Origin of the sequence: Sporosarcina sp. D27 (genome assembly GCF_000586555.1) — a bacterium.
Classification (GTDB): Bacteria; Bacillota; Bacilli; order Bacillales_A; family Planococcaceae; genus Sporosarcina.
Genome location: NZ_AZUC01000063.1, coordinates 156249 through 182002 on the forward strand (window position 1 = coordinate 156249; position 25754 = coordinate 182002).

At 39.5% G+C, this 25754-nt stretch carries 25 protein-coding genes; 9 read left to right on the forward strand and 16 right to left on the reverse strand.

Going from position 1 to position 25754, the window contains the following annotated elements; all coding sequences use genetic code 11:
- The first annotated feature begins 2 nt into the window (after positions 1 to 2).
- Positions 3 to 572, forward strand: coding sequence for an SLOG family protein (locus N693_RS0118140; RefSeq protein WP_025786284.1), 570 nt, complete (start codon positions 3 to 5; stop codon positions 570 to 572).
- Between the two features lie 71 nt (positions 573 to 643).
- Here N693_RS0118140 and cyoE read toward each other — a convergent pair whose 3' ends face one another.
- Both cyoE and N693_RS0118150 read right to left on the reverse strand, forming a co-directional pair.
- A complete protein-coding gene (cyoE, locus tag N693_RS0118145; RefSeq protein ID WP_025786285.1) occupies positions 644 to 1558 on the reverse strand; it encodes a heme o synthase in 915 nt (304 codons plus the stop codon).
- A gap of 167 nt (positions 1559 to 1725) precedes the next feature.
- The gene (locus N693_RS0118150; RefSeq protein WP_025786286.1) at positions 1726 to 2352 is read right to left on the reverse strand and encodes an SIMPL domain-containing protein; all 627 of its coding nucleotides are present in this window, start codon (positions 2350 to 2352) and stop codon (positions 1726 to 1728) included.
- Between the two features lie 230 nt (positions 2353 to 2582).
- Here N693_RS0118150 and N693_RS0118155 point away from each other — a divergent pair, with 230 nt between their 5' ends.
- Entirely contained in the window at positions 2583 to 3425 is an 843-nt protein-coding gene (locus N693_RS0118155) for a neutral zinc metallopeptidase (protein WP_025786287.1), read from the forward strand.
- 55 nt (positions 3426 to 3480) lie between these two features.
- Here N693_RS0118155 and N693_RS0118160 read toward each other — a convergent pair whose 3' ends face one another.
- Positions 3481 to 4674, reverse strand: a complete 1194-nt coding sequence (locus N693_RS0118160) for an FAD-binding oxidoreductase (protein WP_025786288.1) — start codon at positions 4672 to 4674, stop codon at positions 3481 to 3483.
- 84 nt (positions 4675 to 4758) lie between these two features.
- A complete protein-coding gene (locus N693_RS0118165) occupies positions 4759 to 6045 on the reverse strand; it encodes a purine/pyrimidine permease (RefSeq protein ID WP_025786289.1) in 1287 nt (428 codons plus the stop codon).
- Between the two features lie 166 nt (positions 6046 to 6211).
- Between N693_RS0118165 and N693_RS0118170 the strand changes: the two genes are divergently transcribed.
- The gene (locus N693_RS0118170; RefSeq protein ID WP_025786290.1) at positions 6212 to 7489 is read left to right on the forward strand and encodes a GTPase; all 1278 of its coding nucleotides are present in this window, start codon (positions 6212 to 6214) and stop codon (positions 7487 to 7489) included.
- Between the two features lie 33 nt (positions 7490 to 7522).
- Here N693_RS0118170 and N693_RS0118175 read toward each other — a convergent pair whose 3' ends face one another.
- Together N693_RS0118175 and brnQ are read right to left on the reverse strand one after the other, a co-directional pair.
- On the reverse strand, positions 7523 to 7936 hold the full coding sequence (locus N693_RS0118175; RefSeq protein ID WP_025786291.1) for a pyridoxamine 5'-phosphate oxidase family protein: 414 nt from the start codon (positions 7934 to 7936) through the stop codon (positions 7523 to 7525).
- A gap of 79 nt (positions 7937 to 8015) precedes the next feature.
- Positions 8016 to 9326 carry a branched-chain amino acid transport system II carrier protein gene (brnQ, locus tag N693_RS0118180; RefSeq protein ID WP_025786292.1) on the reverse strand — a complete coding sequence of 437 codons (1311 nt, stop codon included), beginning with the start codon at positions 9324 to 9326 and terminating at the stop codon, positions 8016 to 8018.
- 204 nt (positions 9327 to 9530) lie between these two features.
- On the opposite strand from brnQ, the gene N693_RS19790 reads away from it, so the two are divergent.
- Positions 9531 to 9941 carry a hypothetical protein gene (locus tag N693_RS19790; protein WP_025786293.1) on the forward strand — a complete coding sequence of 137 codons (411 nt, stop codon included), beginning with the start codon at positions 9531 to 9533 and terminating at the stop codon, positions 9939 to 9941.
- Positions 9942 to 9991: 50 nt separating this feature from the next.
- Here N693_RS19790 and N693_RS20075 read toward each other — a convergent pair whose 3' ends face one another.
- Positions 9992 to 11545 carry an NlpC/P60 family protein gene (locus N693_RS20075; protein WP_025786294.1) on the reverse strand — a complete coding sequence of 518 codons (1554 nt, stop codon included), beginning with the start codon at positions 11543 to 11545 and terminating at the stop codon, positions 9992 to 9994.
- 90 nt (positions 11546 to 11635) lie between these two features.
- Positions 11636 to 12043: a YugN family protein gene (locus N693_RS0118195; RefSeq protein WP_025786295.1), complete on the reverse strand. Its 408-nt coding sequence runs from the start codon at positions 12041 to 12043 to the stop codon at positions 11636 to 11638.
- Positions 12044 to 12215: 172 nt separating this feature from the next.
- On the opposite strand from N693_RS0118195, the gene N693_RS0118200 reads away from it, so the two are divergent.
- A complete protein-coding gene (locus tag N693_RS0118200) occupies positions 12216 to 12995 on the forward strand; it encodes an enoyl-ACP reductase (protein ID WP_025786296.1) in 780 nt (259 codons plus the stop codon).
- Between the two features lie 269 nt (positions 12996 to 13264).
- On the opposite strand, the gene argH is transcribed toward N693_RS0118200, so the two are convergent.
- Entirely contained in the window at positions 13265 to 14590 is a 1326-nt protein-coding gene (gene argH / locus N693_RS0118205; protein WP_025786297.1) for an argininosuccinate lyase, read from the reverse strand.
- A gap of 280 nt (positions 14591 to 14870) precedes the next feature.
- On the opposite strand from argH, the gene N693_RS0118210 reads away from it, so the two are divergent.
- The 3 genes from N693_RS0118210 to N693_RS0118220 are packed head-to-tail and all read left to right on the forward strand — an operon-like array spanning position 14871 to position 17348.
- Positions 14871 to 15773, forward strand: coding sequence for a cation diffusion facilitator family transporter (locus N693_RS0118210; RefSeq protein ID WP_025786298.1), 903 nt, complete (start codon positions 14871 to 14873; stop codon positions 15771 to 15773).
- A 52-nt stretch (positions 15774 to 15825) separates the two neighbouring features.
- Positions 15826 to 16404 (forward strand): hypothetical protein, encoded by a 579-nt coding sequence (locus N693_RS19800; RefSeq protein WP_025786299.1) that lies wholly within the window; start codon positions 15826 to 15828, stop codon positions 16402 to 16404.
- Positions 16401 to 17348: a TRM11 family methyltransferase gene (locus tag N693_RS0118220; protein ID WP_025786300.1), complete on the forward strand. Its 948-nt coding sequence runs from the start codon at positions 16401 to 16403 to the stop codon at positions 17346 to 17348. Before N693_RS19800 ends, N693_RS0118220 begins: the two co-directional genes overlap by 4 nt.
- Before the next feature lie 201 nt (positions 17349 to 17549).
- Here the strand turns inward: N693_RS0118220 and N693_RS0118225 are convergent, their stop codons facing one another.
- From N693_RS0118225 to N693_RS0118240, 4 genes are all read right to left on the reverse strand, one after another.
- Entirely contained in the window at positions 17550 to 18170 is a 621-nt protein-coding gene (locus N693_RS0118225) for a class I SAM-dependent methyltransferase (protein ID WP_025786301.1), read from the reverse strand.
- A 185-nt stretch (positions 18171 to 18355) separates the two neighbouring features.
- The gene (locus N693_RS0118230) at positions 18356 to 19576 is read right to left on the reverse strand and encodes an MFS transporter (RefSeq protein ID WP_025786302.1); all 1221 of its coding nucleotides are present in this window, start codon (positions 19574 to 19576) and stop codon (positions 18356 to 18358) included.
- A 43-nt stretch (positions 19577 to 19619) separates the two neighbouring features.
- Positions 19620 to 20009 (reverse strand): DnaJ family domain-containing protein, encoded by a 390-nt coding sequence (locus N693_RS0118235; protein ID WP_025786303.1) that lies wholly within the window; start codon positions 20007 to 20009, stop codon positions 19620 to 19622.
- Positions 20010 to 20110: 101 nt separating this feature from the next.
- Entirely contained in the window at positions 20111 to 21385 is a 1275-nt protein-coding gene (locus N693_RS0118240) for a helix-turn-helix transcriptional regulator (RefSeq protein WP_025786304.1), read from the reverse strand.
- 589 nt (positions 21386 to 21974) lie between these two features.
- On the opposite strand from N693_RS0118240, the gene N693_RS0118245 reads away from it, so the two are divergent.
- Positions 21975 to 23180: an MFS transporter gene (locus N693_RS0118245; RefSeq protein WP_025786305.1), complete on the forward strand. Its 1206-nt coding sequence runs from the start codon at positions 21975 to 21977 to the stop codon at positions 23178 to 23180.
- A gap of 241 nt (positions 23181 to 23421) precedes the next feature.
- Here N693_RS0118245 and N693_RS0118250 read toward each other — a convergent pair whose 3' ends face one another.
- The 3 genes from N693_RS0118250 to N693_RS0118260 all read right to left on the reverse strand — a co-directional run bounded on the left by N693_RS0118250 (position 23422) and on the right by N693_RS0118260 (position 25753).
- Positions 23422 to 23895, reverse strand: a complete 474-nt coding sequence (locus N693_RS0118250; protein WP_025786306.1) for a GNAT family N-acetyltransferase — start codon at positions 23893 to 23895, stop codon at positions 23422 to 23424.
- 112 nt (positions 23896 to 24007) lie between these two features.
- Entirely contained in the window at positions 24008 to 24769 is a 762-nt protein-coding gene (locus N693_RS0118255) for a class I SAM-dependent methyltransferase (RefSeq protein WP_025786307.1), read from the reverse strand.
- A 114-nt stretch (positions 24770 to 24883) separates the two neighbouring features.
- Entirely contained in the window at positions 24884 to 25753 is an 870-nt protein-coding gene (locus N693_RS0118260; RefSeq protein WP_025786308.1) for a methyltransferase, read from the reverse strand.
- Between the last annotated feature and the right edge of the window lies 1 nt (position 25754).

The following is a 25754-nucleotide window of genomic DNA, read 5'->3' on the forward strand; positions in this document are numbered from 1 at the left end:
TCATGAAACGAGTAATTGTTACTGGCTATAAACCCCATGAACTTGGGATTTTTGACGCAAAGCACCCAGGAATTAATATCATAAAAAAAGCTTTGACAGACAGGCTTCAAGGACTTGTCGAGAATGGATTGGAATGGGTCATTATTAGTGGTCAGCCTGGGTGTGAAACTTGGGCGGGACAAGTCGTGGATGATTTGAGAGATACTTTTCCTAGTCTTCAACTCGCACTTATAACACCTTTTTTAGAGCAGGATAAAAACTGGAATGATGCGAAAAAGCAAGATTATGAAGAGCTCCAGCTTATAGCGGATTATCAAGTGAGTTTGACGAAACGCCCATATGAAGCACCCTGGCAATTCATCGAGCGAGATAAGTTCTTATTGAGGAATTCAGACGGCCTGCTTGTCGTTTACGACGAAGAAAACGATGGTTCACCGAAGTTTATGAAGCGGATGGCTGAAAAGTTTGCCGAGAAGCAGTCGTATGAAGTCTTAACGATTACTGCAGATGATTTACAACTGATTGCTGAAGACATCCAACGTGCGGAACAAGATTCCTTTATGGAATTTTGACAAGCAAGTTGTATCATTTTTAAACAGAGAAAAGGCAGAGCGCATATGCACTCTGCCTTTTCTTTGTTTAATTACAGAATTGAAGTAGTCATCAGGATCATGGACATGAAGAAAATGGTCATGTAATTCACGGAGTATAAGAACATCCATTGTGCCCACTTGTAATCATCTTTCACGAATAACCCTGCTAGTGCAAGAATGAAGAAACCGATGTTCATAGCCGTCGTTAACACGATGAACCCCGTGCCGAATGCCGCCAAGAAAAATGGTAGCGGCAATAGACAAACGGTATAGACGATTGACTGACGCTTGGTCATAGGAATTCCTTTAACCACCGGGAGCATCGCAACACCTGCAGCGCGATATTCATCCAATTTCTTAATGGCAATTGCAAATGTGTGAGGCATCTGCCATATGAACAACACGATTGCCAACATAATTGGTACCATGTGATAAGTCGGTCCTACTGCCGCCCATCCAATAAGTGGAGTGACCGCGCCTGATACACTACCGATCACTGTATTGAGTGTGTACTTCCGCTTTGACCACATCGTATAGAGGACGACATACGTAAACCAGCCTATAAACCCGTAGATTGCTGCGCTTGGTGCAGCAACATATAACAGAATTATACCTACTACAGACAACCCAATCCCGATTTTAAGGATGGTCGCCATAGAAATATTGCCAGTTACAGTAGGTCTTTTTTGAGTACGCGCCATTACTCGGTCCAGGTCAACTTCGTACCAGTTATTTAACGTAAGGGCACCAGCCATAAGCATCGTGCTACCTGCCATCGTTAAAAAGAAAAGTGACCTGTATTCCGCAAAGGCACCACCATAGAAATAAATACCAAGCCAGAATCCTGCAAAAACAGGAAGAATATTTGCAATTAACACAGGGCCTTTAAATAAATATTTTAAATCACTAGCAAGCGTAGACGCATGCTGTTCTTTTTCGAGCGTTCGCTCCATTGTTTTTTGCATAAGGTCGCATCCTTTAAAGAATGATAAGAAGTTAGAAGACATATTTCCTTCATACTACTATATCATCTTTTGGACAGAAACAGAAAGACATGAAATGAAGAAAATGTGACATTTCTCTATAACCCTGTATCTTTCAACGGTATGCAATATTTTCCATGTTTGTTTAGTTAACGAAAACTATACGTTACACTGACACTCGCTTGTATTTCTAATGTTCCCGGCTCAATTCGAGGAGCAGCGCTCATTTTTGCCATTTGAACTGCGAATGGTCTAGCTTCACTTTGTACACCTTCTTGAATAGTCACAGGTACATGATTAAGTACAACGTCTGCCGCTTGTGCAATCGCTTGAGCATGTGTTTGTGCATTTTCAACTGCTTTACTTAATGCCTGTTCATAAAGGTCGGATGAGTTTTCGATACCGAACTGAATTGAAGACACATCAGTTGCACCTGACTGTACCGCAGCGTCAATGACTTCCCCAACAGTCGAAATATTTTTCACAGTCACACGGAGCTGATGCTGGACCTCGTAATTCCGGAAACGTTGCTGTCCGTCGATGTAATCATATTGAGGAGAAACTGTATAAGATGACGTCTGAATATCGTTGTCCTGTAATCCTAATGTGGAAAGTCGATCAATTACTGACTGGGAGCGTTTGGTGTTTTCAGCTTGGGCATCAGCTAATTGTTCTGAATGCGTTGTAATTCCAATCTGAATCGTGACCAAATCAGGTTTTCCCGTTACATTTCCAGTTCCCGTGACACTCATTGTCTGACGTTGTTGCTCACTCATTTCTATTCATCCTTTCCATGTCTTTTCAAACCTGTTATCTTTGCTCCCCTATCCTATTCATATCCCGTCAAATCCGCTTCACCGATTAGATTCATGGAATAAGAAAAAACAATTGAAAGAAGTCGAAGGCGGTACGAGATTTTTCATCTAGCAGGATACGTTACCTTCATATTTGGGTATAGAACGCTTAAGACAACTGCACACATTATTGAAAACAAGGAGTTATGCTTATGAAATGGCGAGGACGAAGAGAAAGTACGAATGTAGAAGATCGACGTGGTAAAGGTGGAACAGCGATCATTGGTGGCGGAATCGGAACCGTTGTCATCGCACTCGTTGTGCTATTTCTAGGTGGTGATCCGTCTGAACTGCTCGGAACTCTCTCTGGTGAAGAGACGGATCAGACCCAACCTTATGAAGAAACTGCTGAAGAACGTGAGCTAGCAGATTTTGTCTCAGTCGTTCTTGCTGACACGGAAGATGTTTGGTCTGAAGTTTATGCTGAAGAAGGCATGACATACAAAGACCCAACACTCGTCATGTATACAGGAAGTGTCCAATCCGTTTGCGGGTCTGCAAGTTCAGCTGTTGGCCCTTTCTACTGCCCTGGTGACGAAAAACTCTATATCGATTTAAGTTTTTATGATGAACTTAAAACAAATTTCCAAGCCCCAGGTGACTTTGCGATGGCTTACGTCATTGCTCACGAAGTCGGACATCACGTTCAAAAACAGCTTGGGACAAGTGATAAAATGAATGCACTACGAAATCGTTTAAGTAAAGAAGACTACAACAAATACTCTGTAAGACTTGAATTGCAAGCTGATTACTTTGCTGGCGTCTGGGCAGGTCGTGCGAAACAAAAGAATTTGCTCGAAAAAGGTGATTTGCAAGAAGCACTGACTGCAGCGAGTGCTGTTGGTGATGATACAATTCAAAAACGTTCCCAAGGTTATGTTGTCCCCGAAAGCTTTACGCATGGAAGTTCCAAACAGCGTCAGGATTGGTTTTATAAAGGTTTTGAAACTGGAACTATTGAAGGCGGTAATACATTTGCAGGATTGAATTTCTAAAATCCTAACTAAAAACGTTCGAACCTGTCAATGTAGAGACAGATTCGAACGTTTTTTATCGACTGGGTTTGACGATGTGTGCATATGGATTATGAGTCCCGTCCAGTAAATCTTTAATGATTGAAGCACCTGCCATTGAATAACATGTCCCATTGCCTTCAAATCCAAGCAAGTAATAGACATTGTCTTGATGAGGCGCAGCTCCCATGAATGGTAATCCATCTTTAGATATACCAAATAACGAATTCCATGCCTCGTCAATTTCGACATCTAAGTTCGGAAACATTTCTTTTATCTCGTCTAATATTTCCTGACCTTTTTGTTGAATGAATTCTGGATCATCATACAAGTCATCCGATTTTTCGTCTAATCCCCCAGCAATTATTCTGCCTCCTGGGGCAGTTCGGAAATATAGGTATGGCTTTTTCGTTTCCCATACCATAACGTTATCTTTCCAAAGTTGCCCTTCTATCGATTTTGTCACAATTGCAAAGGTCTGTTTAATTTGCGCGTTACCGTTCAGCTCGCTGTATAGCTTGCTGTATCCGGTTGCGATAATAATTGAGTCGAATGAAATCTTAGCACCAGATTCAGTCATGACTGTATTTTCAACCAAGGAATCCAGATTGACTGATGTATGTTCAAAATACGTAACACCCATCTTCAAATTTTCAGCAGTCAACGCTTGTATGAATTGGTAAGGATTCACTTCAGCATCATGCCAAGTACGCAATGCTGCTGGTTTGTCAATTCCATATTCTTCAACCAACTTCTGATGATCTAAATACTCTGCTGGAAAGTCATACTTATTAAAATAGCTGTATTCTCTTTTCAATTTATCCACATCATTAGGCATGGACGCATAGAAAATACTGTCGCGCAAACGATACCCAGTAGATTTAGGCAATGTTGAAGCAATCTTTGTTAACTCATCCATCGATTCTAGACACATTTTGTAAAAGAGTACGGCGTCTTTTTCACCGATTCGATCTACAAATTCAGAAAGCATTGTGTCACTTGCGTATTGAAGAAGTCCCGTATTAGCAGAGCTACTTCCTCTTCCAACTTCGCAACGGTCTATAACTGTCACCTGTTTGCCTGAGGAAGCTAGCTTATACGCAGCTAGTGTTCCAGACATCCCCCCACCTATAATCACAATTTCTGCGTTGTAATCTTCTTCGAGTATCGGGAACTTCGAAGTAGGTTTTGCTGTTTTATCCCAATATGTTTGTCCTGTTGTCAGCTTCATAAATATCTCCCTCTAGTTTTCCGTTCAACTCTAACCACTATTCCCACTATTGAAGTGAACACAAACCTAGAAGCAAAAAGATTTTTACGGATGCTTACTATGTCTAAGGGATAGTTGTTCAATGACAATCGCTACAATCGTACCTGTTATTAATCCGTTAGATAATACAGAAGCAAGAACAGCTGGCAATTGAGCAAAACTTGCTGAAGGAACAAACATAATTCCTACTCCGGTCATCAGGCCAATTGCAACGGCTTTTCGTGCACGCTCTTTTTCAGGATCCTCATCCAGCTCTGAAAACGCCATTGACACCATCTTTGTGAAGATAGCAAACGTTACGGCATATGCAACAGGTGCAGGCAATGCTGCAAATACAGCCATTATAGCTGGGAAGAACGTAATTGCAACAATTAAGGCGCTCCCTACGATGAACGGCAAAATGGATGCCATTCCCGTTGTTCCAACAAATCCTGCAGCACCCGAAATTGGTACTGGACCTATTGCAGAAAATACACCTGAAAGTAAATGGTTAATACCTGAAACAAAAGAGCCTTGTCGAACACGATCTTCTACTTGCATGGAAAACTTCTGTTTAAGCAAATTTTCCATAACACGAATGGAAGCTAACATATTTGCGATCAACAACAGTGTTATGAAAACAGCTGTTACTGCAACGCCACCATCCCAAACAGGTGGTCCGTAGACAAACATTTTTGGCAGTTCAATGATTTGGTCGGAAACGAAACCCACGCTTGGAGCACGACCAAGAACTGCAAAAATCGCCCAACCAACACCAATGGAAAGCAATACAGCATATTTGGATACCCATTCTCTTTTGTTGCCCATCGCAACGAATGTGATAATCAGCACAAGTAAACTACCTAAGACCACACGCAAATCAATCACATCTTCTGGAGTTTCCACACCTACCATGCCTTTTATAAACGTTCCACTCAATTGCAGTATTAGCAACATCAAATACGTAAACGTGATAGCAGGTGTGAATAGTTTCTTCATCTTTGTGATGACGCCTGCTGCTGCGAGGATGATAAACAATACCCCACTATACAGCATGCCACTTTGGAGGGCCTGTAATGCATCATCGGGAGTGCTGTAAAACACACCAACCATCCCGGCATATACAACAAAGATCCCCCACCACAAACCAGCTGGCCCTTCATTAATCGGCAACTTATGGCCGATCAATGCTTGTAATAGACATGCAACTCCTAATACAAAAATAGTCCGTTGTAAAAACAGGGCGGTATCCCCTGAATCCATTCCAAATACGTGGGCAATTGCAATCGGTGCAGCGATAGAAGAAGCCATTAAAAATACTGCCCATTGTATGCCTCCTGCAAGTTGTTTCATATGCAATTCCTCCAATAAATCCGCTCAAATTTTTCGTTTCTCAGTATACCATGCAATTTGCCCTTGCGTTAGGTACACTTTAGATATGTATAGGCAGTTATCGCTTGAAGTGAAGCGGTTGTGGGTACAAAATAAGTATAGAACGATCGAGAGAGGATGTTTGCTCATGGAATCCCAATTTGACGAAATGCGTCAGCGACTTCAACACATTGGTAATTTGTCCAATTACATTGAAGAGCTTTTTACCAAACTTCCAGGTAATTTAATTTCCGAAAAACAACGGAAGAAAATGATGGAAATTATGATGAATGACGATGAACTACAAAATCTGTTGAAAGGACTAAAAAACCCTCGCCCCCCACGTTTTGTATTAGTCGGTAGGACAGGCGTCGGAAAAAGTAGTCTTATTAACGCACTGAGTGGACGGTATCTAGCTGAAGTGAGTGAAGTGGAGATTGGCACAAAAGAAGCAAAGCGCTATGCCTATGAGGCAGATGGACATGTTTACTTTGAAGTGATTGACACTCGTGGTATTGGAGAATCGGAAACATTCGATACAAAAGCTGAGGATACATTAAAAGACGTCATACACTCATTCGAGCCGGATGCGGTCCTATTTTTACAAAAAGCGACGGAACGGGCTCATATCGATAAAGATGTTGCTGTAACGAAAAAAATCATGAAAAAAGCAGCAGAAGGACTTCCACTGATTGCGGTCATTACACAAGTAGATGACTTGAATCCCTCTCGTGTGAAAGAACCTGAAAACTATCCTGCAGCAAAAACTCAATTGATAACCGAAAAAACCGAGCAGCTAAAACGGATTTTTGAACAGAATGATCTGGTAGCTTCCGCGTTTCTACCCGTTTCATCCTATATTGAATGGTCTGATGTAGAGGATGACAATCGCTCAATCGAATTTGATGGACGTTATGGAATCGAGGAACTTATCGATTTTTTAGAAGACAGCCTGGACATCCGGGCAGCCATACATCTGGGGTTATCGATTCGACTGAACACCATTTCTGAACGAATTGCATTGCGTTTCATAAAAGTCTTCACTGCGTTAGCTGGAACGGTCGCACTGAGTCCCCTAATTGCAACGGACATTGCTGTTTTGCTTGCGTTACAATCGATTTTGCTCATGATTATTGCCTATTTGTCGGGTCGCGAACTTGACTTTAAAACTGCCCGCGAAGTTCTCGTATCTCTAGGTGGTATTGGCGCAACAGGTTTTACATTGCGCATGATTGCCCAACAAGGGAGTAAATTTGCGAATCTCGTCATTCCAGGTGCTGGTTCTGCAATTAGTGCAAGTATCGCAAGCGGAGGTACGTATGCGATCGGAAAAGCCGCTGTTGCTTACTTTTTGCGTGGAGCTGACGAAAAAGAGTTAAAGGCCATCGTGAAAGATGCACGTCATGAATACGAAGAGGATATATAAAAAGGATGAGCTCAATGCTCATCCTTTTGTTTGTTAAAACGTGATTGTTTGAGGTTCTTCACCTTTTTTGTTCATCAATCTAATAGAATCCGGTACTACTTTTAAAATGACTAAGTCCGGATCTTCTGGACCAGTGAACCAAGGCTTCATATGTTCGTTCCATACTTTTTCCTTTAGTCGGTCTTCATCGGAAATCGTGACAGTCCCTGCTACCTCTAAAAAAGCATCCCCATATCCTTCGTCATTGTACCCAAGTAAAATATATGTGTTTGGATTTTTCTTAAGCTCATCCACTTTTTCAGTCTTTTTAGATGTCGCTGTGTACAGGGTAAAATCCTCATGATAAAACGTCATATATCTGCTAAAAGGCTTATTCGCCTCTACAGTTGACATCGTTCCGATATGACTGTTGTCCAAAATATTTTGTGCAGTTTCTTTTGCATTCATGCGTACTCTCTCCTTTTTGTTCAGTTATCCTTAGTCTTCCTTCATTAGACCAAAACTAAACATGGAGCGGTAGCATTTATTATCCTTTAGAAGGCGAAGCAAGAGTGATGACATAACCGATCCCAGCACCAATAATTGCTGGTAAAAGCCAGCCTATTTGTTGTTCATACAAAGGTAAATGCTGAAGAATGTTCACAACTGGTTCTACAACGATTCCGCCACCTGCAAGACCATCAAAAATACTAACCAGTGCCGTTCCAAATAAGGCAAGCATATAAACAATCGGCCTCCTGCCAAAAGCATTATCTACAAAGGATAACAGCATTAAAACGATAGCAAGTGGATAAATCATTAATAGAACCGGGATCGAAAGAGAAATCAATTGAGTCAACCCTACATTCGCAACCACAGCACTAAAGACTGCAAAAATTACGACAAATGTTTTATACGATAGAGCTGGTACTACTTGTGAGAAAAATTGAGCACAAGCAGAAACGAGACCCACTGAAGTGGTCAAGCAAGCAAAAAGAATTGTAATCGCTAAAATAACAGGACCAAATGAGCCATACAACAGTTCAGATGCAAGTGATAAAACGATGCCCCCGTTTTCTTGAACCCCAATTGCTTCGAGGCTCGTTGCCCCAATGTACCCTAAAGATATGTATACAAAGCTTAAGCCGATTGCAGCGACACTTCCAGCTACAATCATGGACTTCATAAGTCCTTTAGAGGTTTTTACACCTTCCGCATGAATGGCAGCCGTAATGACACTACCAAAAATAAGTGCCGCGATGACATCCATCGTCAAATATCCTTCAACAAAGCTTTTAAAGAATGGATGTGTGCCAAACGTTGCATCTGGACGATTAATGGAACCAATCGGATCTACAAAGCTCTTGACGGCAAGGAGTGCAATTACTAAAAACAATATAGGTGTTAAAAACTTACCAATACGGTCTACAAGTTTTGCGGGGTTTAATGCCAGCCCTATAGTAATTGCAAAAAACAGAATACTAAATACAAGGAGTGGCCATTGCGCAGTAGCTACTTCACCAGACAAAAATGGTGAAATACCAATTTCGTACGAAACGGTAGCTGTCCTCGGAATTCCAAAAAAAGGACCTATTGCCAAATACACAATCATAGTGAATATCAAACCAAAAGTTGGATGAACACGATCTGCGATTGAGCGTAAATCACCACCTGCGTGTGCTATTGCCAAAATCGCTAAAAGCGGTAGGCCAACGCCTGTAATTAAAAAACCAAACATTGCTAGCGCCAAATCGCTTCCTGCTAATTGACCTAGTTTTGGTGGAAAAATTATATTCCCAGCACCTAGGAACAACGCAAATAGCATGAGACCAATAATGAAATTCTTTTTAAACGTCAATACTGTTGCACCTCCACAAGAAACTCAACAAAAATAGATTAATCGATCTTTTCTCACTCTAGAGCGTAACAAACATTTAGCGAATTAGAAAGGATTTTGTCGAAATATTAATGAATATGGATAAAGTCGGACCAATTAGTTGCCTTCTAGAACCCGGCTGTTTAAAATGCTTTATTGGTAAAACTATTACGGAGGTTATTTAAAATGAACAAATTACTACTAGTAGGTGCGTTGTCAATCATGCTAGCGGGTTGTACGAGTAATGAGCCTGCACAAGAGCCTGATGCACCTGACGAAAACACAAATTCGTTGGAAGAGAACTCAGTCAACACTGCCCCAGAAGACAATAACGAAGCGGAAGAACAAGCTTCTGAAACAGATGCAAAGAATAGTGAGCTTGCAACCTACGAAGAGTACAGCAAGATTGCAGAAGTTGCGGATGTTGATGGTCTCAAGGGAATCGTAGAGTCAGATAACCCAGGAACACGCGTGATTCTCTTTGAGGATGAAAGTGGCCAAAAAAAGGTGAAAAGCGTCTATGTCAAAAAAGAAAATCGCTTGAAAGTGATTTCTTTAGACGACGACGGTTTGTTATATAATGACATCCTTAAATAACACAAAGGAAAGCCCATTCGCTCTTAATAGCGAATGGGCTTTTTAGCATCTTATTTCAAATACCGTCGAGCTCCTGAGAATTCGGTGCGATATGGCTCTGCATCTATCGATATGATTTCGACTGTTTTCTTCGGATTTGGTGAATGAATCATTTTACCATTTCCGATATACATTCCGACATGATGTACGGACCCTTTACCTTTATTGTAAGCAAAGAACAATAGATCACCTGGTTGAAGTTGACTCTTCTTCACAGCTGTTCCATGTGTAGCTTGAACACTCGCATCTCTAGGAATATCGATGCCATGCTGTCTATAGACTGAGTACGTGAACCCTGAACAATCCAGACCAAACCCTGAAGTACCAGCCCATAAGTATGGTAGTCCGTTAAATTTTTTCGCAGTTGTTACTATATCCTGTGATGTTGGTGCAGGAAGTTTACTACCTTTTAGAAGCACATTTACATCTTGTTTACGTACATATTTGGCCTCATCTGTTGCCGTCTGAACTTTTACCCAATCCCCTTTTTCTTCGAGAACTGGAAGAATCGTGTTAAAACTGATTTCCATGAACGGTCTAGCAGTGGTTTCATCGTGATATAAATTTGCAATCGGTGCTTTCACCATAGCAGTTGCACACTGTCCATAATCCGCATATGACTCTTTTATGTGAGACACAGGAACCCATCCTGGATAGCCGGCTTTGTTTTTAGGAGAAAACTGATCTTTTACAGCTATTTGCATCCATTTTCCTGAAGTCTTAAGTACAACTACCTCTTGTCCGTAAAGAGCTTGTGTTTCTGTTTTACCGACTAACCATTGTTTCTGTGGGATCGTCATCGTTTTCGTCCATTTTCGAATATCCGTTGGTGCAGAAACAGCTGGTCTGTCAATGAGTCTAGCTTCATTAGGTGCTTTCCATAGAGTCGTAACCGCCACATTTACATGATATGTCTTTTTCGCCACGGGGTTAAAACACGTTAATGCTTCTTGAAATTCCGGATTCAATATTCGCGCAAGGAAAATTCCGAAATGGGCACGTGTTAATGTCATCGTAGGTTTGAATGTATGATCCGGATAACCGAATGTGATGTTGTTGGCAAATAGAACACTGATTGATGGTGCAGCAAAGCTCTTTACATTCACATCTACAAACTGAAACTTCTTTGAGCTGTTAGGCTGTTGTAGATCGAAAGCACGCACAAGTATTGCTGCCATTTCAGCACGTGTTAACAAAGCATTTGGATTGAATTCCTTTTGCAAATTCCCAACCATAATGTTTTCGTCTACAACGGTTGCAATGATGTCATAACCAGCAGATCCTCTTTTTACATCTATTATCTGTGGGTCAGGACGATTTGTTGTGTCGAGTTTCAGAGCACGAACGAGCATTTCAGAAGCTTCTAATCTTGTAATGGATTGGTTGATGCCATAAGCAACAGAAGGACCTGTAGTGACAATATCTTGTTCAGCTAAAAATTCAAGTTCAGCTTTTGCTGCATATTGATCACCGACGTCACTGAACACCTTCCCTGCCGATGCTGGATTGGCAATTGAAAATATGAGTGCAACGATAAGAAATGGGACTAGGATTTTCTTGATCATTAGAAGCCTCCTGATAGGTTTTATACCTATACCGTACACGAACGAGAGGCTTCTGTATAGACATTTTTCAGAAAATAATCATTTCATTTTTCACTCTAAAATGGCAAGGAGACGATCCACTTCTCTTACTCCGATTTCCTGCCATCTTGATTTATCTGGAATTCTTCCGTCCTTATCAAGAGGCTCCTGAAATTGGTTAAATGTGGATGTCAAAAGAGAATTTTCTTCAGAGTCAAATCCGACATTGATGACATGCTTAATAATATAGGGTGTTTTAAATTGGATGGATGCATTATCTTGATCCAACATGCCGGCAATGACGTCAAACGGTGCACGGATATAAATGGTCTCCCCTTCTTCCCGGTTCAAAATCCTGTCAAAATATCCGGTGTGGTAATCCCAGTTCCCTCCGAGATGGTATCCGGATTCTTCGAGTCGGTTTTGCATGATACCAAATTGTGTTTTTCTACCTTCAAGCCCTGTCTTTAAACGTATCATAATGAGCACTCCTTTTTTCGCAAGTTACTCTTAGTGTCACCTTCTAAATTCGTTTCATACTCACGATGGAACTGTAAAAAGAAACTGTGCTATAATTATTTTGTGACCAGGTATTGATACTGACTGCTAACTAAAAAATATAATAGAACGATTTCAAGGGGGCCACTGAATCATGGAAGATTTGTTGAAACTTAAAGGGAAAAATATTGTCGTTATGGGTGTTGCGAACGAGCGCAGCCTTGCTTGGGGAATCGCGAAAACACTTTTTGATGTAGGTGCAAATGTCATTTTCACTTATCGTAAAGAGCGTTCTCTTGCGAAGCTTGAAAAGGCACTTGAGAAGAATGAATTGACGGCTCGTTTAGTTGCAGAGTGTGATGTGAACGAGGATGAGAGCATTCGCGCTGCGTTTGAAAAGATTGGTACAGAAGTTGGCGTCATTCATGGTGTCGTTCACTCTGTTGCATTTGCACACGCTGAAGATTTGCATAATGATTTTGTAGAAACTTCACGTGATGGTTATGCATTTGCTCAAGATACGAGTGCTTATTCATTAGTTGCGACTGCTCGTGAAGCGCGTCGCTATATGACTGAGGGTGGATCAATTATTACAATGAGCTATCTTGGAGCTGAAAGAGTTCTGGATGGTTATAATGTGATGGGTGTTGCAAAAGCGGCGCTTGAGTCATCTATGCGTTATTTAGCACACGATCTTGGAAAAGAGAACATTCGTGTGAATGCGGTGTCGGCTGGAGCGGTTCGTACGTTGTCTGCAAAAGGTGTTCCTTCGTTTAATACAATTCTTCACGAGATTGAAGAAAAGGCGCCGTTACGTAGAAACATTACGTTGGAAGAAGTGGCGAAGATGAGCATGGTGATGTTGAGTGATTTGTCTAGTGGTGTGACTGGCGAAGTGGTTTATGTGGATGCTGGTTATAACATTATGGGGTAATTTAGAGATTAAAAAGGCTGTTCAGATGTCAGTTTTACTGATTTCTGGACAGCCTTTTTGTTAAGCAAATTGATAGTAGACGGTGTTGATTTACTCTACAGACGGACGCTTTCCGAGGGGCTTGATCTCAGCCGCTTCCTTCGCTTTGCTCAGTCCAGGGTCTTCGATCTTCGCTGATCCCTCCGGAGTCGCCGTCTTTCGCTTCAATCAACGGGAATTTATAAGATTCTTCATATTCACTGCTACTTTTAAAAAACCATAAAATAATCTCACTTGCCTACTTTCATAAACTTCTTTGTGCCTTTGTTTAGGATTTCGTCGTAGTCGATGTAGGCGAAGATGTCTTCGTCTAGGGAGTTGCTGAAATTTTTTAGTTCTGCGATTGTTAGTTCTTCGATGCCTTTTTTCTGTTGTTCGCAATAGATGATGAGGCGGCCGACGATGCTGTGGGCGTCTCGGAATGGTGTGCCTTTGCTGACGAGGTAGTCGGCGACTTCTGTTGCGTTCAGGAATCCGGCTTTGACGGCGTTGCGCATTTGGTCGGCGTTGACTTGCATTGTGTCGATCATGCTGGACATGATGTCGATGCAATCGATAACGGTGTCCACTGCGTCAAAGAATTGTTCTTTGTCTTCTTGCATGTCTTTGTTGTATGCGAGTGGCAGTCCTTTTAGCGTTGTTAATAACGCGAATAGTGAGCCGTAGACGCGACCAGTTTTTCCTCGGATTAGTTCGGCAGCATCCGGATTTTTCTTCTGAGGCATGATGCTGCTGCCTGTTGAAAACGCATCGGACATCGTGACAAACTTAAATTCTTGGCTACTCCAAAGTATCAGCTCTTCACTTAAGCGGCTTAAGTGCATCATTATGATGGAGAAATCGGACATCAGTTCCAATAGATAGTCTCTGTCGCTTACACCGTCGATATAATTTTCAACTGGCTTTGCAAAGTGTAAGAGTGCTGTTGTTACATCACGGTCAATTTCATGTGTGGTTCCTGCCAACGCACCACAACCTAGTGGGTTTTCATCCATAAGTTCCGCAGCGTTTTCGATTCGTTTCTTATCACGTGAAAACATTTGGACATATGCACCAACGTGATGGCTGAACGTGATGACTTGTGCTCGCTGGAGATGTGTATATCCAGGCATAATGACATCATTTGCTTGTCCTTTTGCAGTTAAGGAATCCATCAGGTTTTGCAGCAGACCTGAGACTTCTTTCGCTTTAGCTTTTGCATACAGTCTCATATCGACTGCGACTTGGTCATTTCGGCTACGTGCGGTATGCAGTTTTTTCCCTGTTTCTCCGATTCGCTCTGTCAGTTGGACTTCGACGAACGAATGCACGTCTTCATAATCCCCTTCTACTAATAACTTTCCAGAAGAAATATCATTTTGAATCTCTTCTAATCCATTGAGGAGCAGTTCTCCCTCTTCAGGTGTCAACAAATCACAGTGGACAAGCATAGCCACATGGGCCAGACTCCCAGCGATATCCTGTTCAATTAATCGGTTGTCTACAGGCAAAGACGTATTAAATTGTTCCATGCGCTCATGTTCTTTAGAAGAAAATCTTCCACCCCAAAGTTTCATATAGATCAGCCTCCGTCAGTATGTATAATTATTACATTAGATGAATTATAATTCATAACTATCCTTTTTGCAATCTTCTCTACCCAGCTTCTCAGCTTGTATTGTGTTTGTCAAAGAGGTATACTTATTGGTACGCAACTAATGTGAAGCGAGTGATAACTATGTATACTATGCTGATTAATGACCAATCCTATAAATTTTCTATCCAAACCCCTGACAAAAATACGTCAGGGGTTTTTGTTTCCCCTCTGCAACTTTATAAATTGGAGGTTATCTGATTATGACAAACACGACACACTCATTGTCTTCCCTCATTGCAATCTGGGTGAGTCTAATTAGCAACATCTTCCTCACCATCATGAAAATCATTGTAGGCTATCTATTTCATAGTCCAGTTTTGTTAGCAGATGGCTTTCACAACGCGGGCGATGTGGTCGCCTCTGCTGCAGCGCTAACTTCGATGCGCTTTTCCAAACGTCCGCCAGATGAAGATCATCCTTATGGGCATGGTAAAGCAGAAGTTATCAGTTCCGCTCTCGTCGGACTCATTTTAGGAGCAGCTGCCATTTACATCGCTATAGAAGCTATTTTCGCATTTTTCGAAGAGCCTGCTAAAGCGAGTGTTCTTGCATTGATCACCGCAATCGTTTCTATGATTTGGAAGCAGGCACTCTATTTTTACACGATGCGAATCGGAAAACAAGAAAACAGTAAAGGTCTCATTGCTACAGCATACGATCATCTTGCGGATGTGTATGCTTCTCTAGCAGCTGTCATCGGAATTGGACTCGGACTAATCGGTTACCATTTTGACATTCCTGTTCTTTCATATGGAGATCCACTTGCTGGACTCATTGTTGCCATTCTGGTGCTACGACTCGCAATCCACATCGGAAAAGAAGCGCTCGATATTTTAATGGAAAAAACCGTGAGTGAAGAACGGCTGATGTTGTTCAAACAGTTAATAGAAGAATTCCCCCAAGTAAAACGGGTTGACCGTCTACGGGCGCGTGAGCATGGACATTATGTACTTGTGGATATTCGTATAAGTATTCCAGCGGAGCTCACGATTCAACAAGGACACGATGTGACAAGTGCTCTCAGGAATGCTATCAAGGACGCAAATCCCGATGTCGGTGAAGTCTTAATCCATGTTAATCCATGGTACGAAGAGATCGAGTGACTGTGAGTGTTCATATAAGGTATACTGAAGAGTATTGAAGGAGTTGGATTGAATGATAACTAAATGGATGAAAAATTATATCGCAGAACACGAGTCACAAGAGGGACTCCCGTTAAATCCACAGCAAAAGGAATTTCTAGAGAAGAAAGAGTTGCTTTCACCAGATATGAAAGTAATTGATGCTCCGGCCTTCTCACCGATGTATAGTCTATCGAACAAAGAAACAGATGAGCCACTAGAAACACCTGCAAATACAGGCAATCTCGCTGTATCATTAGTAAAGACTCAACCTACTTCTTATCTATTTGCCGAAGACCCATCATTTGCGACAATCGGGATCGATGGAGTTGTTCTTGAAATGGATGATGTCTTCGAAACCGTCACTGCGCTATTCGGACTCCAAGTTCAGAAAAAGCATGGAGAATGGCTTAAAAAGTATATCGATGCACAGCTTGGAACTGCACCAGGTACACGCAGTTTAATGTTCTCAGCTGATGATGGATTGTGGGACGTAAATATCGCACTAGATTATGTCGATGGTTTTTCTGTTTCAAACACATTCGATGAAACGCTTAAACTTGTATACGAATTTGTCTTTAAAATGCTTGTCGCATTAGAGGGTGAAGCGTGAATAAGGCAGCAGTCAATCATCTATACACGTATAGCCGACACACCGATGAAATAGAGTTGTGTCGACTTGAAATGCGCGCATTTTTCAATAAAGATACGCACGAGAATTTCATCTTCAGTGAAACCTGCATTGATCCAAGCCGAAGCCCTTTCATGAAAGAGCGGCTGGATGTGCTAGTTACGTGCAATTCCATTCAGGAAGTTGCAGACTATGTCTCTACGTTTACAGATGACGGACAACGTTTTCTTATTCGCTGCCTCAATACAATGACACTTGGTGAAACTGCTAAGATAGCTCATCCCGATCGGCGAAAAGTGGAACGTTCAATTGGAATGGTTATGCCGGGAGAAGCCGACTTGTTTCAACCTGATATTTTGTACGGGATCGTTCAGATTGGCCAGCAATTCCTGTTTGGCAATTTGACTGAGAGTATATCAGTATGGAGACAGCACGTTAAAAAGCCTGAAATGTATTCAACTGCACTTAGTACCCGTGTCGCACGCGCGGTTTCGAATATTGCCGTACCACATACTGAAGGCGTGAAAGCGATTGACCCATGTTGCGGTATCGGGAACGTGCTAGTTGAAGCATTATCAATGGGCATCGACATGGACGGACGGGACATCAATCCACTTGCGGTACTCGGTTCACGAAAAAATATTGAACACTTCGGTTTAGCAGGTGATGTGATGCATGGTCCCATCGAAGAAGCACCTGGTCATTATGATTCAGCGGTAATCGACATGCCATACAATTTGTACACACACGTCACGCGGGAGCAGCAAGCATCGATTTTACAGGCAGCCCGCACACTGACAGACAAACTGGTCATCGTCACGATAGAATCGATGGATGATTTACTGATAGATGCAGGTTTTGAAATAGTAGATCGTTGTATTGCTAAGAAAGCACACTTTGAACGGGAAATCGTAGTGTGTCGTTAAAAGGATAAACACAGATCTAATTATTGTGAAACAGCAAGACGAGCCCACCTGACTTTCCAGGAAGGCTCGTCTTTTGTTTTCCTAATAGTAAGGAGCATTAATTGCAGCGCAATCTTTTTTCTCAATATGAGGTGATAAAAATGATAGAACAGCCCTGTTCAGAGCTGTTCTTCATTTGCCACTTTGATAAAGAATAATTTTTCATTCCGAAATAATGAATACGCCACCACAATGAGAAATCGGATGAAATTCACACTGATACTTTAGTAGAGAACTAATTTCGTCATAAACAAAATAAAATTCATCATCATCCCAGTATTTAATACTTTCCTGACGACATTTATCCAATTCCACTCGAGTTTCAAAAGAAATGTCTCCGATGAATATTTTACCCTCTTTTTTAAGTAGAGGTATTAAGTTGGTTATAAATGATGCTTTTTCTTCATCTGTTAAGTGGTGCAATGTGTAAGTACTTATTATAGAATCATACTTATTTTCAAGAATCTCAGAAGGTAGACCTTTTGAAATGTCCCACTTGAACAAATTGGCATTAGGCATTTTAGATTGAGCAATGGAAATCATTTTTGATGAAAAGTCTAATCCATCAATTTGGTGTCCATTTTCATAAAGTTTACTTGTTAAGACACCTGTACCAAATCCTATATCTAGAACGTTAGAATTCTCCTTTTGCATCACTTCATTAAAGATCGTATTTAGTATTTTTTTGTATCCGGCAAAAGGATATAGATTATTTTCCTCACTGATTTGCACTGTTTGGTCATAGTTATCCGCCCATAAATTAAACCCTTGATTTGTTAACATGAATGCTCCTCCAATAATTATCAAATTTACGAGCATTCAATGAAATTCCCATGAATTACTCGTAATGACCTCCGCTAAAGTAATTTTCCATTTCAAAAGTATTCATATTTTCCATTGTAATCACACCTTTCAGTAATCTAATAAAATTTTAACACGAATATCTAAATATTACATCAACAATATCCTTAACCAATATCCTCTAGGTAAAATCTCTTTTTCTCAGATTTAAAAACTAAACCAACATATAAAACAGATGTTAAAAGCATCACAATTGCTAATGAAACAATGACAACTCGTAAGGACAAAACATCTCCTAAAATGCCTATTCCAAGAATAAATACAACCTGAAGAACACTTTGTATGAGCTGAAAGATACTGGTTACTCTTCCCATTACGGAAACTGGTACGTTATTTTGATAAAATGTCATAATCCCTGCATTTAAAAATACATTAAAGAATCCTAGTACTAAAAAACCAATCACTGTTGAAAGAAATGACCATGAGAACGCATAAATCACATAACCTATTGTCATCATAATTAGCCCTATAGAAATCATAAATCTCAAAGAAATTTTCGGTGAATAAATAGACAATACTATAGCACTGAGCACAGAACCTATCCCCGTGATACTGACAAGCAAGCTATAGTCGATTTCAGAAAGACCAATTACCCGTTGAGTAAAGACAACTTCTTGAGTATCCATTGTAAAAGAGAAGATCATAACTATGGTGAATCCAAGATAAATAGCAGATACATATCGATTCGCAACAAAAAAGTCTTTAACAACGATGAAATCACTCACTACTTGAGAAATCGTCAACGCAGGAACCTTATTTTTATCAATATATTCTTTCTCTGGGAGCAGGAGCAGCAACAATGCCGCTGCAACAAATAATACAGCGTTGATCCATAACGTAATTTCATATGATAACAAAAAAAGCAACGCGCCTCCTATGGCTGGACCTATAATGAAAGCGCCAGAACTTGCAAAAGAACGGATTGCATTAAACCGCTTCCTTTTTTCGATTGGCACCACAATCGTTAAATAGGTCGTAGAGGCTGGATGAAAGAAAGAGTTCGCTATACTGAGGACAATCAAGATTCCATATACAAATACCATATTTGAAGCAAAAGGAATGAGACTGATGAATACAGCTCGAATTACATATGTACTCATCATTATTTTTCTCTTGCTTCTATAATCTATAAAGCTCCCTGTCCAAAATTTAGTGACGATATTCGTAAGAGGACTAATAATCCAGAGTCCCGCAACAGCTGCTGCAGAACCCGTGAGTTGAAATACGATAATATTAATCGCTATTAGGTAAATAAAGTTACCAATATTGGAAATTGCTATGGACGACAACAAAATTCCGGGGTCTTTCCATTCCTTTAATGTATCCAACCCGAAACGACTCCTTCGTGCAGAAATCTAATCACTTTAGAGATTACTCTCTTCTTTCTAAGACTTTTTTTATAGTATCCAAAGAAACTGGACCCTTCTGCATTGGCCGAGGACATAATCGATTATATTTGTAGACTTTTTCGTTAATTTTCTCTATCCGATCTTCAAGATCTATCGTTATATCTGCCGCGTATAATTCAGCAAGAAGGTGAACATCCTCTCGAATCTCCTGTTGCAAATTCAGCCAGTGAGGTTTGTATCCAGCGTCCTTAGCAATTCGTTGAAAATGTTGAAACGTATCTCCTGAGAAATATTCTTGACTCATTGGTTTCCCTTTTCCAGATAAATTGTCCATGCCCCCTTCTTCTGCGTGCTTCTTAATGATGTCACCCATCAAGTCATTGTAGGGTTCTTGAAAATTGTTTTCTTTCATCTTTTCCCACTCCTTTCTTCAGACCTGTAATCATTTCTATCACTTTGTCAAAATGTCAACCTGTACATAAAGAAATGTCAAATATTCAACCATCGCTACTTCTAGCTACTCATACGCTGACGAACTTTTTCACTCGCAACGAATGCATGTTTTAAACAGATATTTGCTTGCTTATGAGCATGGAGTTTCTCGTAAAATCCTGCCCATAATGGAGCGTAGTACAATGTAAGTGAATAATATTCTTGCTGCTTGAAATAAGGGAAAACGAGTTCTTCGAGGTCTTTTAACTTCGTGATTGTGAAGTTCCCCTCACTAGCACATTTCAATAAAAGCAACTGATAGTGATGATGAGTCACATTAAATCGGTCTTTCGGGTATTCGATAAATAACTGATTAAGCGTTTCTTCATCACGTTCTTGATAACTTGCACGCATCCAATTAATAACGGTATGTAAATCCTCTCCAAAGTTATTCGCTTGTTCATAATAGGACATAGCTTCCTTAAAAGAGCCCTGACATTCGTAGCAGTAGGCAATGTTATTATAAAGAGAGCTCCACTGCCTGGGTGTTTGAATCGTTTCCACATTTCTCAATAAGTCCTGCCCTGCTTCAAACTCTATTAATGCTTCTTGAAATCTATATAGATCGTTCAGAATAACTCCCTTCATTGAATACAACTTTAATTGAAATAAGGGTTTAAATTGGTGAGTAAAAACTTGTGTCGCACTATTGATGTAATCTAGTGCTTGCTGGAATGAATAATAGCGATGATGAGCAAATGCCAAGTGATAAAAGTAATTTGCTTGTTCAAAATGATTGGCAGAATTCATATAGTTACTGACATGTTCCTGTTCTTCTCTTAAGATAATCTGTTGGAATTCCATGAAGGCTAAATGCACATTCGTTGTGATAGCAATGTACATTTGGGTGATTCTGTCCTGATGCCAGGTAATAAATGGTTCAATTTTTAATAGTAACTCCCGAGCTTTCTTTGACGAATCGATTGAAAACAAGTACCGACTATAAACCAGTCCAGCTAACAAATCGATCTCTTGTTGAAAAATCTCCGTATGATAAGATTCTAATTTCGTTAATTCGTTTTCCGTAAGGCTTTCATTTGATAATAATTTTGCATATATTGTTTCAAGGAAAGAATGCTTCATCTCCAAATTTTCTTTTTCTTGAGCTAGGTCAACCCCTAAGCTGGCTAATAACATTTCGTATACTTTTTGTTCAGCGATGACAACACCATTTTCTATACGGCTCAAGTAAGATGGTGTACAAATCCCCACTGATACATCCTCTTGCTTTAATCCTTGTTGCTGACGATGATACTTGATCAACCGTCCCCAGTTCTTTGCTTCTTGATCCGTCAATATTGTCACCTCTCTTTCTATTTTATCACAATATTTCGTTTGTTTATTGCGTATATGATGATAAACACCAGTATTCATCTATCGATTTCCATTGAACTTACACAAATAGAAAAAAACCATTATATTTGATCGTAGCTCGAACAAAATAATGGATGTTAAGTTAACTGAATAACCTTTGTCCTACAAGTGAAGGTATATACGCTTCATCATTAGGTACTGTTGTTGCCATAGTCTAATTTCCATAACCATACTAACTAATACTTTCAATAACATTTTTCCCCACAAAATAATAGAATGATTAGATATAGAGAATGGCTAACGTCCAATAGCATATTGGATTTGGTATTTCGGTATGGTTTTAAGAAGTCACAATAATATGGTAATGTAATTAGCTTGTTGATATAATGTGAATTATAGGAATCCTCTTTCATTCTTACTACCCTTCTTTTAGATAGCAATTCATGAGTTAAAGGTTTCTGTGTTTTTACGTAGGAAATTGTTCTAAATCAAAGGAGGAATAATACGAGTGTAAAACTACCCTGTACTATTAAATTTTAATTTTAATTTTAATTAAAAAGGGGTAGTAAGAATGAAAAATCCATCGTTTCGTTTTCTTTGGATCGGCCAATCACTGGCTAATCTAGGAGATGTTTTTTATATTGTTGGGATCATTTCTGTTTTATATACACTCACCGAGTCACCTTTTGCATTAGCATTGGTGCCTTTCATCAATATGTTTGGTCGTTTTATAAGTGGAATGATTTCTCCTTGGTTGCTGAATCGTTTTCCTTTAAAGACGTTGCTCGTTTACTCGCAAGTGTGTAAGACCGCACTGTTAGTTGTCCTATCGATTTTGTTAATCTTTGAAACAACTTCAGGGCTGTTCATCATTTTAATGTTTGTGGGTTTTATTGCCTTTCTAGATGGCTGGGCAGCCCCGGCAAGTCATGCTATGCTACCGCGATTGGTACCAAAAGAACAACTCGTGAAAGCGAACAGTTTCTTCTCGATTGTCTCAGAAACCGTGAATTTAGGAGGATGGGCACTTGGAGGGGTAGCCGTCGCATTGACGAGCGGGCAATTTGTTATTTTCGGTACAGTTGGGTTGTATATCATTGCAACGCTCATGATGTTCGGAATTTGTGATCCCACGCCATTCCGAAAAAAGGAAGCGCAAGGTAAACGAAGTAGTGAGCTAACAGAAGGATGGCAGATTATATGGAGAAACCCTCTTTTCAGGAGTCTACATGTGGTCATTGTTTTTGAGGCGATCGCCAATGTTGTATGGATTGCTTCTATCCTTTATATTTTCGTGTCAGAAGTTCTCGGTCAAACGGAAGCTTGGTGGGGGTACATTAATACAGCCTTCTTCTTAGGCATGATAATTGGTGGGGTCATCTGCTCTCGATTTGTAAGTGGGATTGAAAACAATCTAAAACGCTTGCTTATTCTGTTTTCATTCGGCATTAGCGTGGTCACTCTCCTTTTCGGAGTAACCTCCATTCCTTGGATTGCTATTCTACTTGTTATAGGTAATGGAATTGTTCAACAATTAAAAGGCATTGTTAGTGAGACAATGCTTCAAAAATCTGCAACTACTGAGGAGCTTCCTAAGATTTATGCCGTTCAAAGTGCTTTAATATCACTGTTATTCGGTATTTCCTCATTAAGTTTCGGAGCAATTGCAGAGCTTTGGGATGTTCGGATTACATTTATTATTGCAGCAATTTTGTTAGGACTCGGTGCACTTTTTGCAGTAATTCGCCGTCGTGATTTCAGCATTACAAGTGTATAATTTGCTTAAAAACCTTACCACATTAATGAGCTCACAAAGACTCTCCACAAAATGTTGATATATTTTCAGGGTGATGATCGTAAATGGAATCCAAGATAAAATCCAGATATTTAATCTATTGCGATAAAATGAAAAAGGACGGCAATTGCCGTCCTTTTGCTATCTCTACTCCTCTTTAATCGCCCTATTGAGATTTAGAGGAAATCACTTATAAATAATTGCCTAGGATTGCTTAATGTTTCTATAATCGTAAAGTCATCTTCCTACTGAGATTTTCCATTGCGAAACTTTCATAAAAAGTAATAGCTTTCTCATTAAACTCCCAAACATTTAACTCTAATGAGGATGCCCCCTTTTTTTCAGCCCATTCCACGCACGCTTTAAATAATTCACTTCCGATTCCTCTTCTTTGACAATTGCTTTTAACCCCAAAATCATTCATGTAGGCAAAAGTCCTTGTCGTCATAGACTGAAATGATGGTGACTCATTCAGTTCCATTACTGAATAACCAACTACTTCTACGCCTATTTTTGCGACCAAAATATCCGTTTTTGGATCTTCCAATAATTTGCGAAAGTAGCTTTCAGGCATTACTTGATCAACCTTTGTGAAAATATAGGGTAATGCTTCTGAATGTTCGTCCTGTCCATCTTTAACAATCAAGTTAATATCGTAGAATTCATCAATACTAGCTAGTGTTATATTAATTTCCATGCAAATCCCCTACCTTCCTACATGATTATAAATCTGCAATTCCCCTTTAAATTCACAACTTATTTTATGGGTATCCGCACCATGATTCTTATTGAAGAATTGCCCCCGTTAGTTAAATTTTTTTAGCGATACAAAACATTTCTGCAAAGTCATTGACAATTGTTTTATCCCTGTGAGTTTTCGCATCAAACTTCATTCTTTCTAACCCTTCTTCATAATCTTCATCATTAATTAAAGTAAGTACAGAAATATCCCTGTTTACAGCATAATCTAAGTAATCACTCACTCTAATATTTTCCATTCTATACTCAATTTTCAAGGTTACTTCTAATCCCCTTACTGTAAGCTCGTTAAAAATATCCTCTTTATTCCAATATCTTTTTAAATCTTCATGATAAGCTGTTGGGAAGTAGTGATAAATCCACCATTTAGGCATATCGTGGATAGCTATATTATGTAATTTATAAATACCACCTTTTTTTAATACACGATATATTTCATTTAATGCTTTTTCCTTATTGCTATAATGGTGAAATACATAATTGTTAGAAATAAAATCAAATACATCTGATTGGTACGGCATATTCTCAACATTAGCATTAGTAAATTCTACATTTCTCACTTTTTCATTAGACTTCTGTAGCATTTGGTCTGACAGGTCAAGTCCATTCCAGCTTATATTAACGTCATCAAAGTAATTAATTTGTTTTTCAAGATAAAGACCAGTTCCACAAGATAAATCTAATACGTTATATTCAGACTTCTCATTGTTCTTAAGATAATCTTTCAAATCATAGTCAAACCTTATCTCGTCAACTCTAAATTGGTTTTTATCGTATTTCTCTGCTATTTCTGAATAATTAGTTGTTTTCATATTTTTCCCCTCTATCAAATTTAATTCCCATCAATAATTTCACAAAAAAAGCCTGTTACCTTATTAGATATTTTGCTTCGTTAGTTGAAGCAGAAGTAAAGGTGTTGAGATTAATTAACACTTTTTTATATCTCCAAAAGTAATTTTCATGCTGGGTGCGTACGTAAAAGTGGAATCCATGTTAAAAACTTGTGAAAACAGTAGTTCAGCTTCAAATTGTTCCTGTGCTTCCTTAATTGTAACTCCTCGTTTGGTCAAACTTTCAATAAACTGATCTTCATTTATAGGTTCTCCACCTACTCCATCTTCTTTAAGTGAATTAAACAATTTTTTCTTATCTTGTTGATTCTTATCTGAATAGAGGAAGTTAACTTTATCACTGACTCTGCATTCAATGTTCTTTACGCCCAATTCAGATAGGTATTTAGGTACTTTCGCTCCAATATTTCCATCATTTGTGCTCTCTTCGAATAATTTCTGCAGAATTCCAAGTGGAACAATTTGTGATTGCTCATACCCTCCGAGTTCGTATGATGACATACCTGAAATCCAATGTGGTTCAAAACAAATTATTTTTCCATCGTTAACAATAGAATTCACCATTCTTTCAAGCATTTTTTTGGGTTCGGACATGTGTAATAAAAAAGCATGGCAAACAGCAATGTCGTACATACCCTCTAATTCAATCTCATTGGTATCTGCTACAAAGAATTCGGATTCATACGGAAGACCATGAAAATATTCTATCGCCATATTAATGAGTTGTTGTCCTTTATCTACCCCTGTATATTTAGAACCTTTCGGTAATAAAGGCAATAATTTGAGTCCTAAATACCCATATCCACAACCAAAATCAATAATATGTACAGGTTTAGAAATCTTCCAAACACTATTTACTAAAAAATCTAAATAGTCATCGTTATAATATAAATCTCTCGTTCTTTTGAGGTATTCCAGTTGAGTATCCCAATAATACTTCTCCAAT

Bases quoted from the DNA above. Each gene is read 5' to 3' on its own strand.
- N693_RS0118140 (WP_025786284.1), top strand. From the start codon at position 3: ATGAAACGAGTAATTGTTACTGGCTATAAACCCCATGAACTTGGGATT.
- cyoE (WP_025786285.1), bottom strand. From the start codon at position 1,558: ATGCAAAAAACAATGGAGCGAACGCTCGAAAAAGAACAGCATGCGTCT.
- N693_RS0118150 (WP_025786286.1), bottom strand. From the start codon at position 2,352: ATGAGTGAGCAACAACGTCAGACAATGAGTGTCACGGGAACTGGAAAT.
- N693_RS0118155 (WP_025786287.1), top strand. From the start codon at position 2,583: ATGAAATGGCGAGGACGAAGAGAAAGTACGAATGTAGAAGATCGACGT.
- N693_RS0118160 (WP_025786288.1), bottom strand. From the start codon at position 4,674: ATGAAGCTGACAACAGGACAAACATATTGGGATAAAACAGCAAAACCT.
- N693_RS0118165 (WP_025786289.1), bottom strand. From the start codon at position 6,045: ATGAAACAACTTGCAGGAGGCATACAATGGGCAGTATTTTTAATGGCT.
- N693_RS0118170 (WP_025786290.1), top strand. From the start codon at position 6,212: ATGGAATCCCAATTTGACGAAATGCGTCAGCGACTTCAACACATTGGT.
- N693_RS0118175 (WP_025786291.1), bottom strand. From the start codon at position 7,936: ATGAATGCAAAAGAAACTGCACAAAATATTTTGGACAACAGTCATATC.
- N693_RS19790 (WP_025786293.1), top strand. From the start codon at position 9,531: ATGAACAAATTACTACTAGTAGGTGCGTTGTCAATCATGCTAGCGGGT.
- N693_RS20075 (WP_025786294.1), bottom strand. From the start codon at position 11,545: ATGATCAAGAAAATCCTAGTCCCATTTCTTATCGTTGCACTCATATTT.
- N693_RS0118195 (WP_025786295.1), bottom strand. From the start codon at position 12,043: ATGATACGTTTAAAGACAGGGCTTGAAGGTAGAAAAACACAATTTGGT.
- N693_RS0118200 (WP_025786296.1), top strand. From the start codon at position 12,216: ATGGAAGATTTGTTGAAACTTAAAGGGAAAAATATTGTCGTTATGGGT.
- argH (WP_025786297.1), bottom strand. From the start codon at position 14,590: ATGAAACTTTGGGGTGGAAGATTTTCTTCTAAAGAACATGAGCGCATG.
- N693_RS0118210 (WP_025786298.1), top strand. From the start codon at position 14,871: ATGACAAACACGACACACTCATTGTCTTCCCTCATTGCAATCTGGGTG.
- N693_RS19800 (WP_025786299.1), top strand. From the start codon at position 15,826: ATGATAACTAAATGGATGAAAAATTATATCGCAGAACACGAGTCACAA.
- N693_RS0118225 (WP_025786301.1), bottom strand. From the start codon at position 18,170: ATGTTAACAAATCAAGGGTTTAATTTATGGGCGGATAACTATGACCAA.
- N693_RS0118235 (WP_025786303.1), bottom strand. From the start codon at position 20,009: ATGAAAGAAAACAATTTTCAAGAACCCTACAATGACTTGATGGGTGAC.
- N693_RS0118245 (WP_025786305.1), top strand. From the start codon at position 21,975: ATGAAAAATCCATCGTTTCGTTTTCTTTGGATCGGCCAATCACTGGCT.
- N693_RS0118250 (WP_025786306.1), bottom strand. From the start codon at position 23,895: ATGGAAATTAATATAACACTAGCTAGTATTGATGAATTCTACGATATT.
- N693_RS0118255 (WP_025786307.1), bottom strand. From the start codon at position 24,769: ATGAAAACAACTAATTATTCAGAAATAGCAGAGAAATACGATAAAAAC.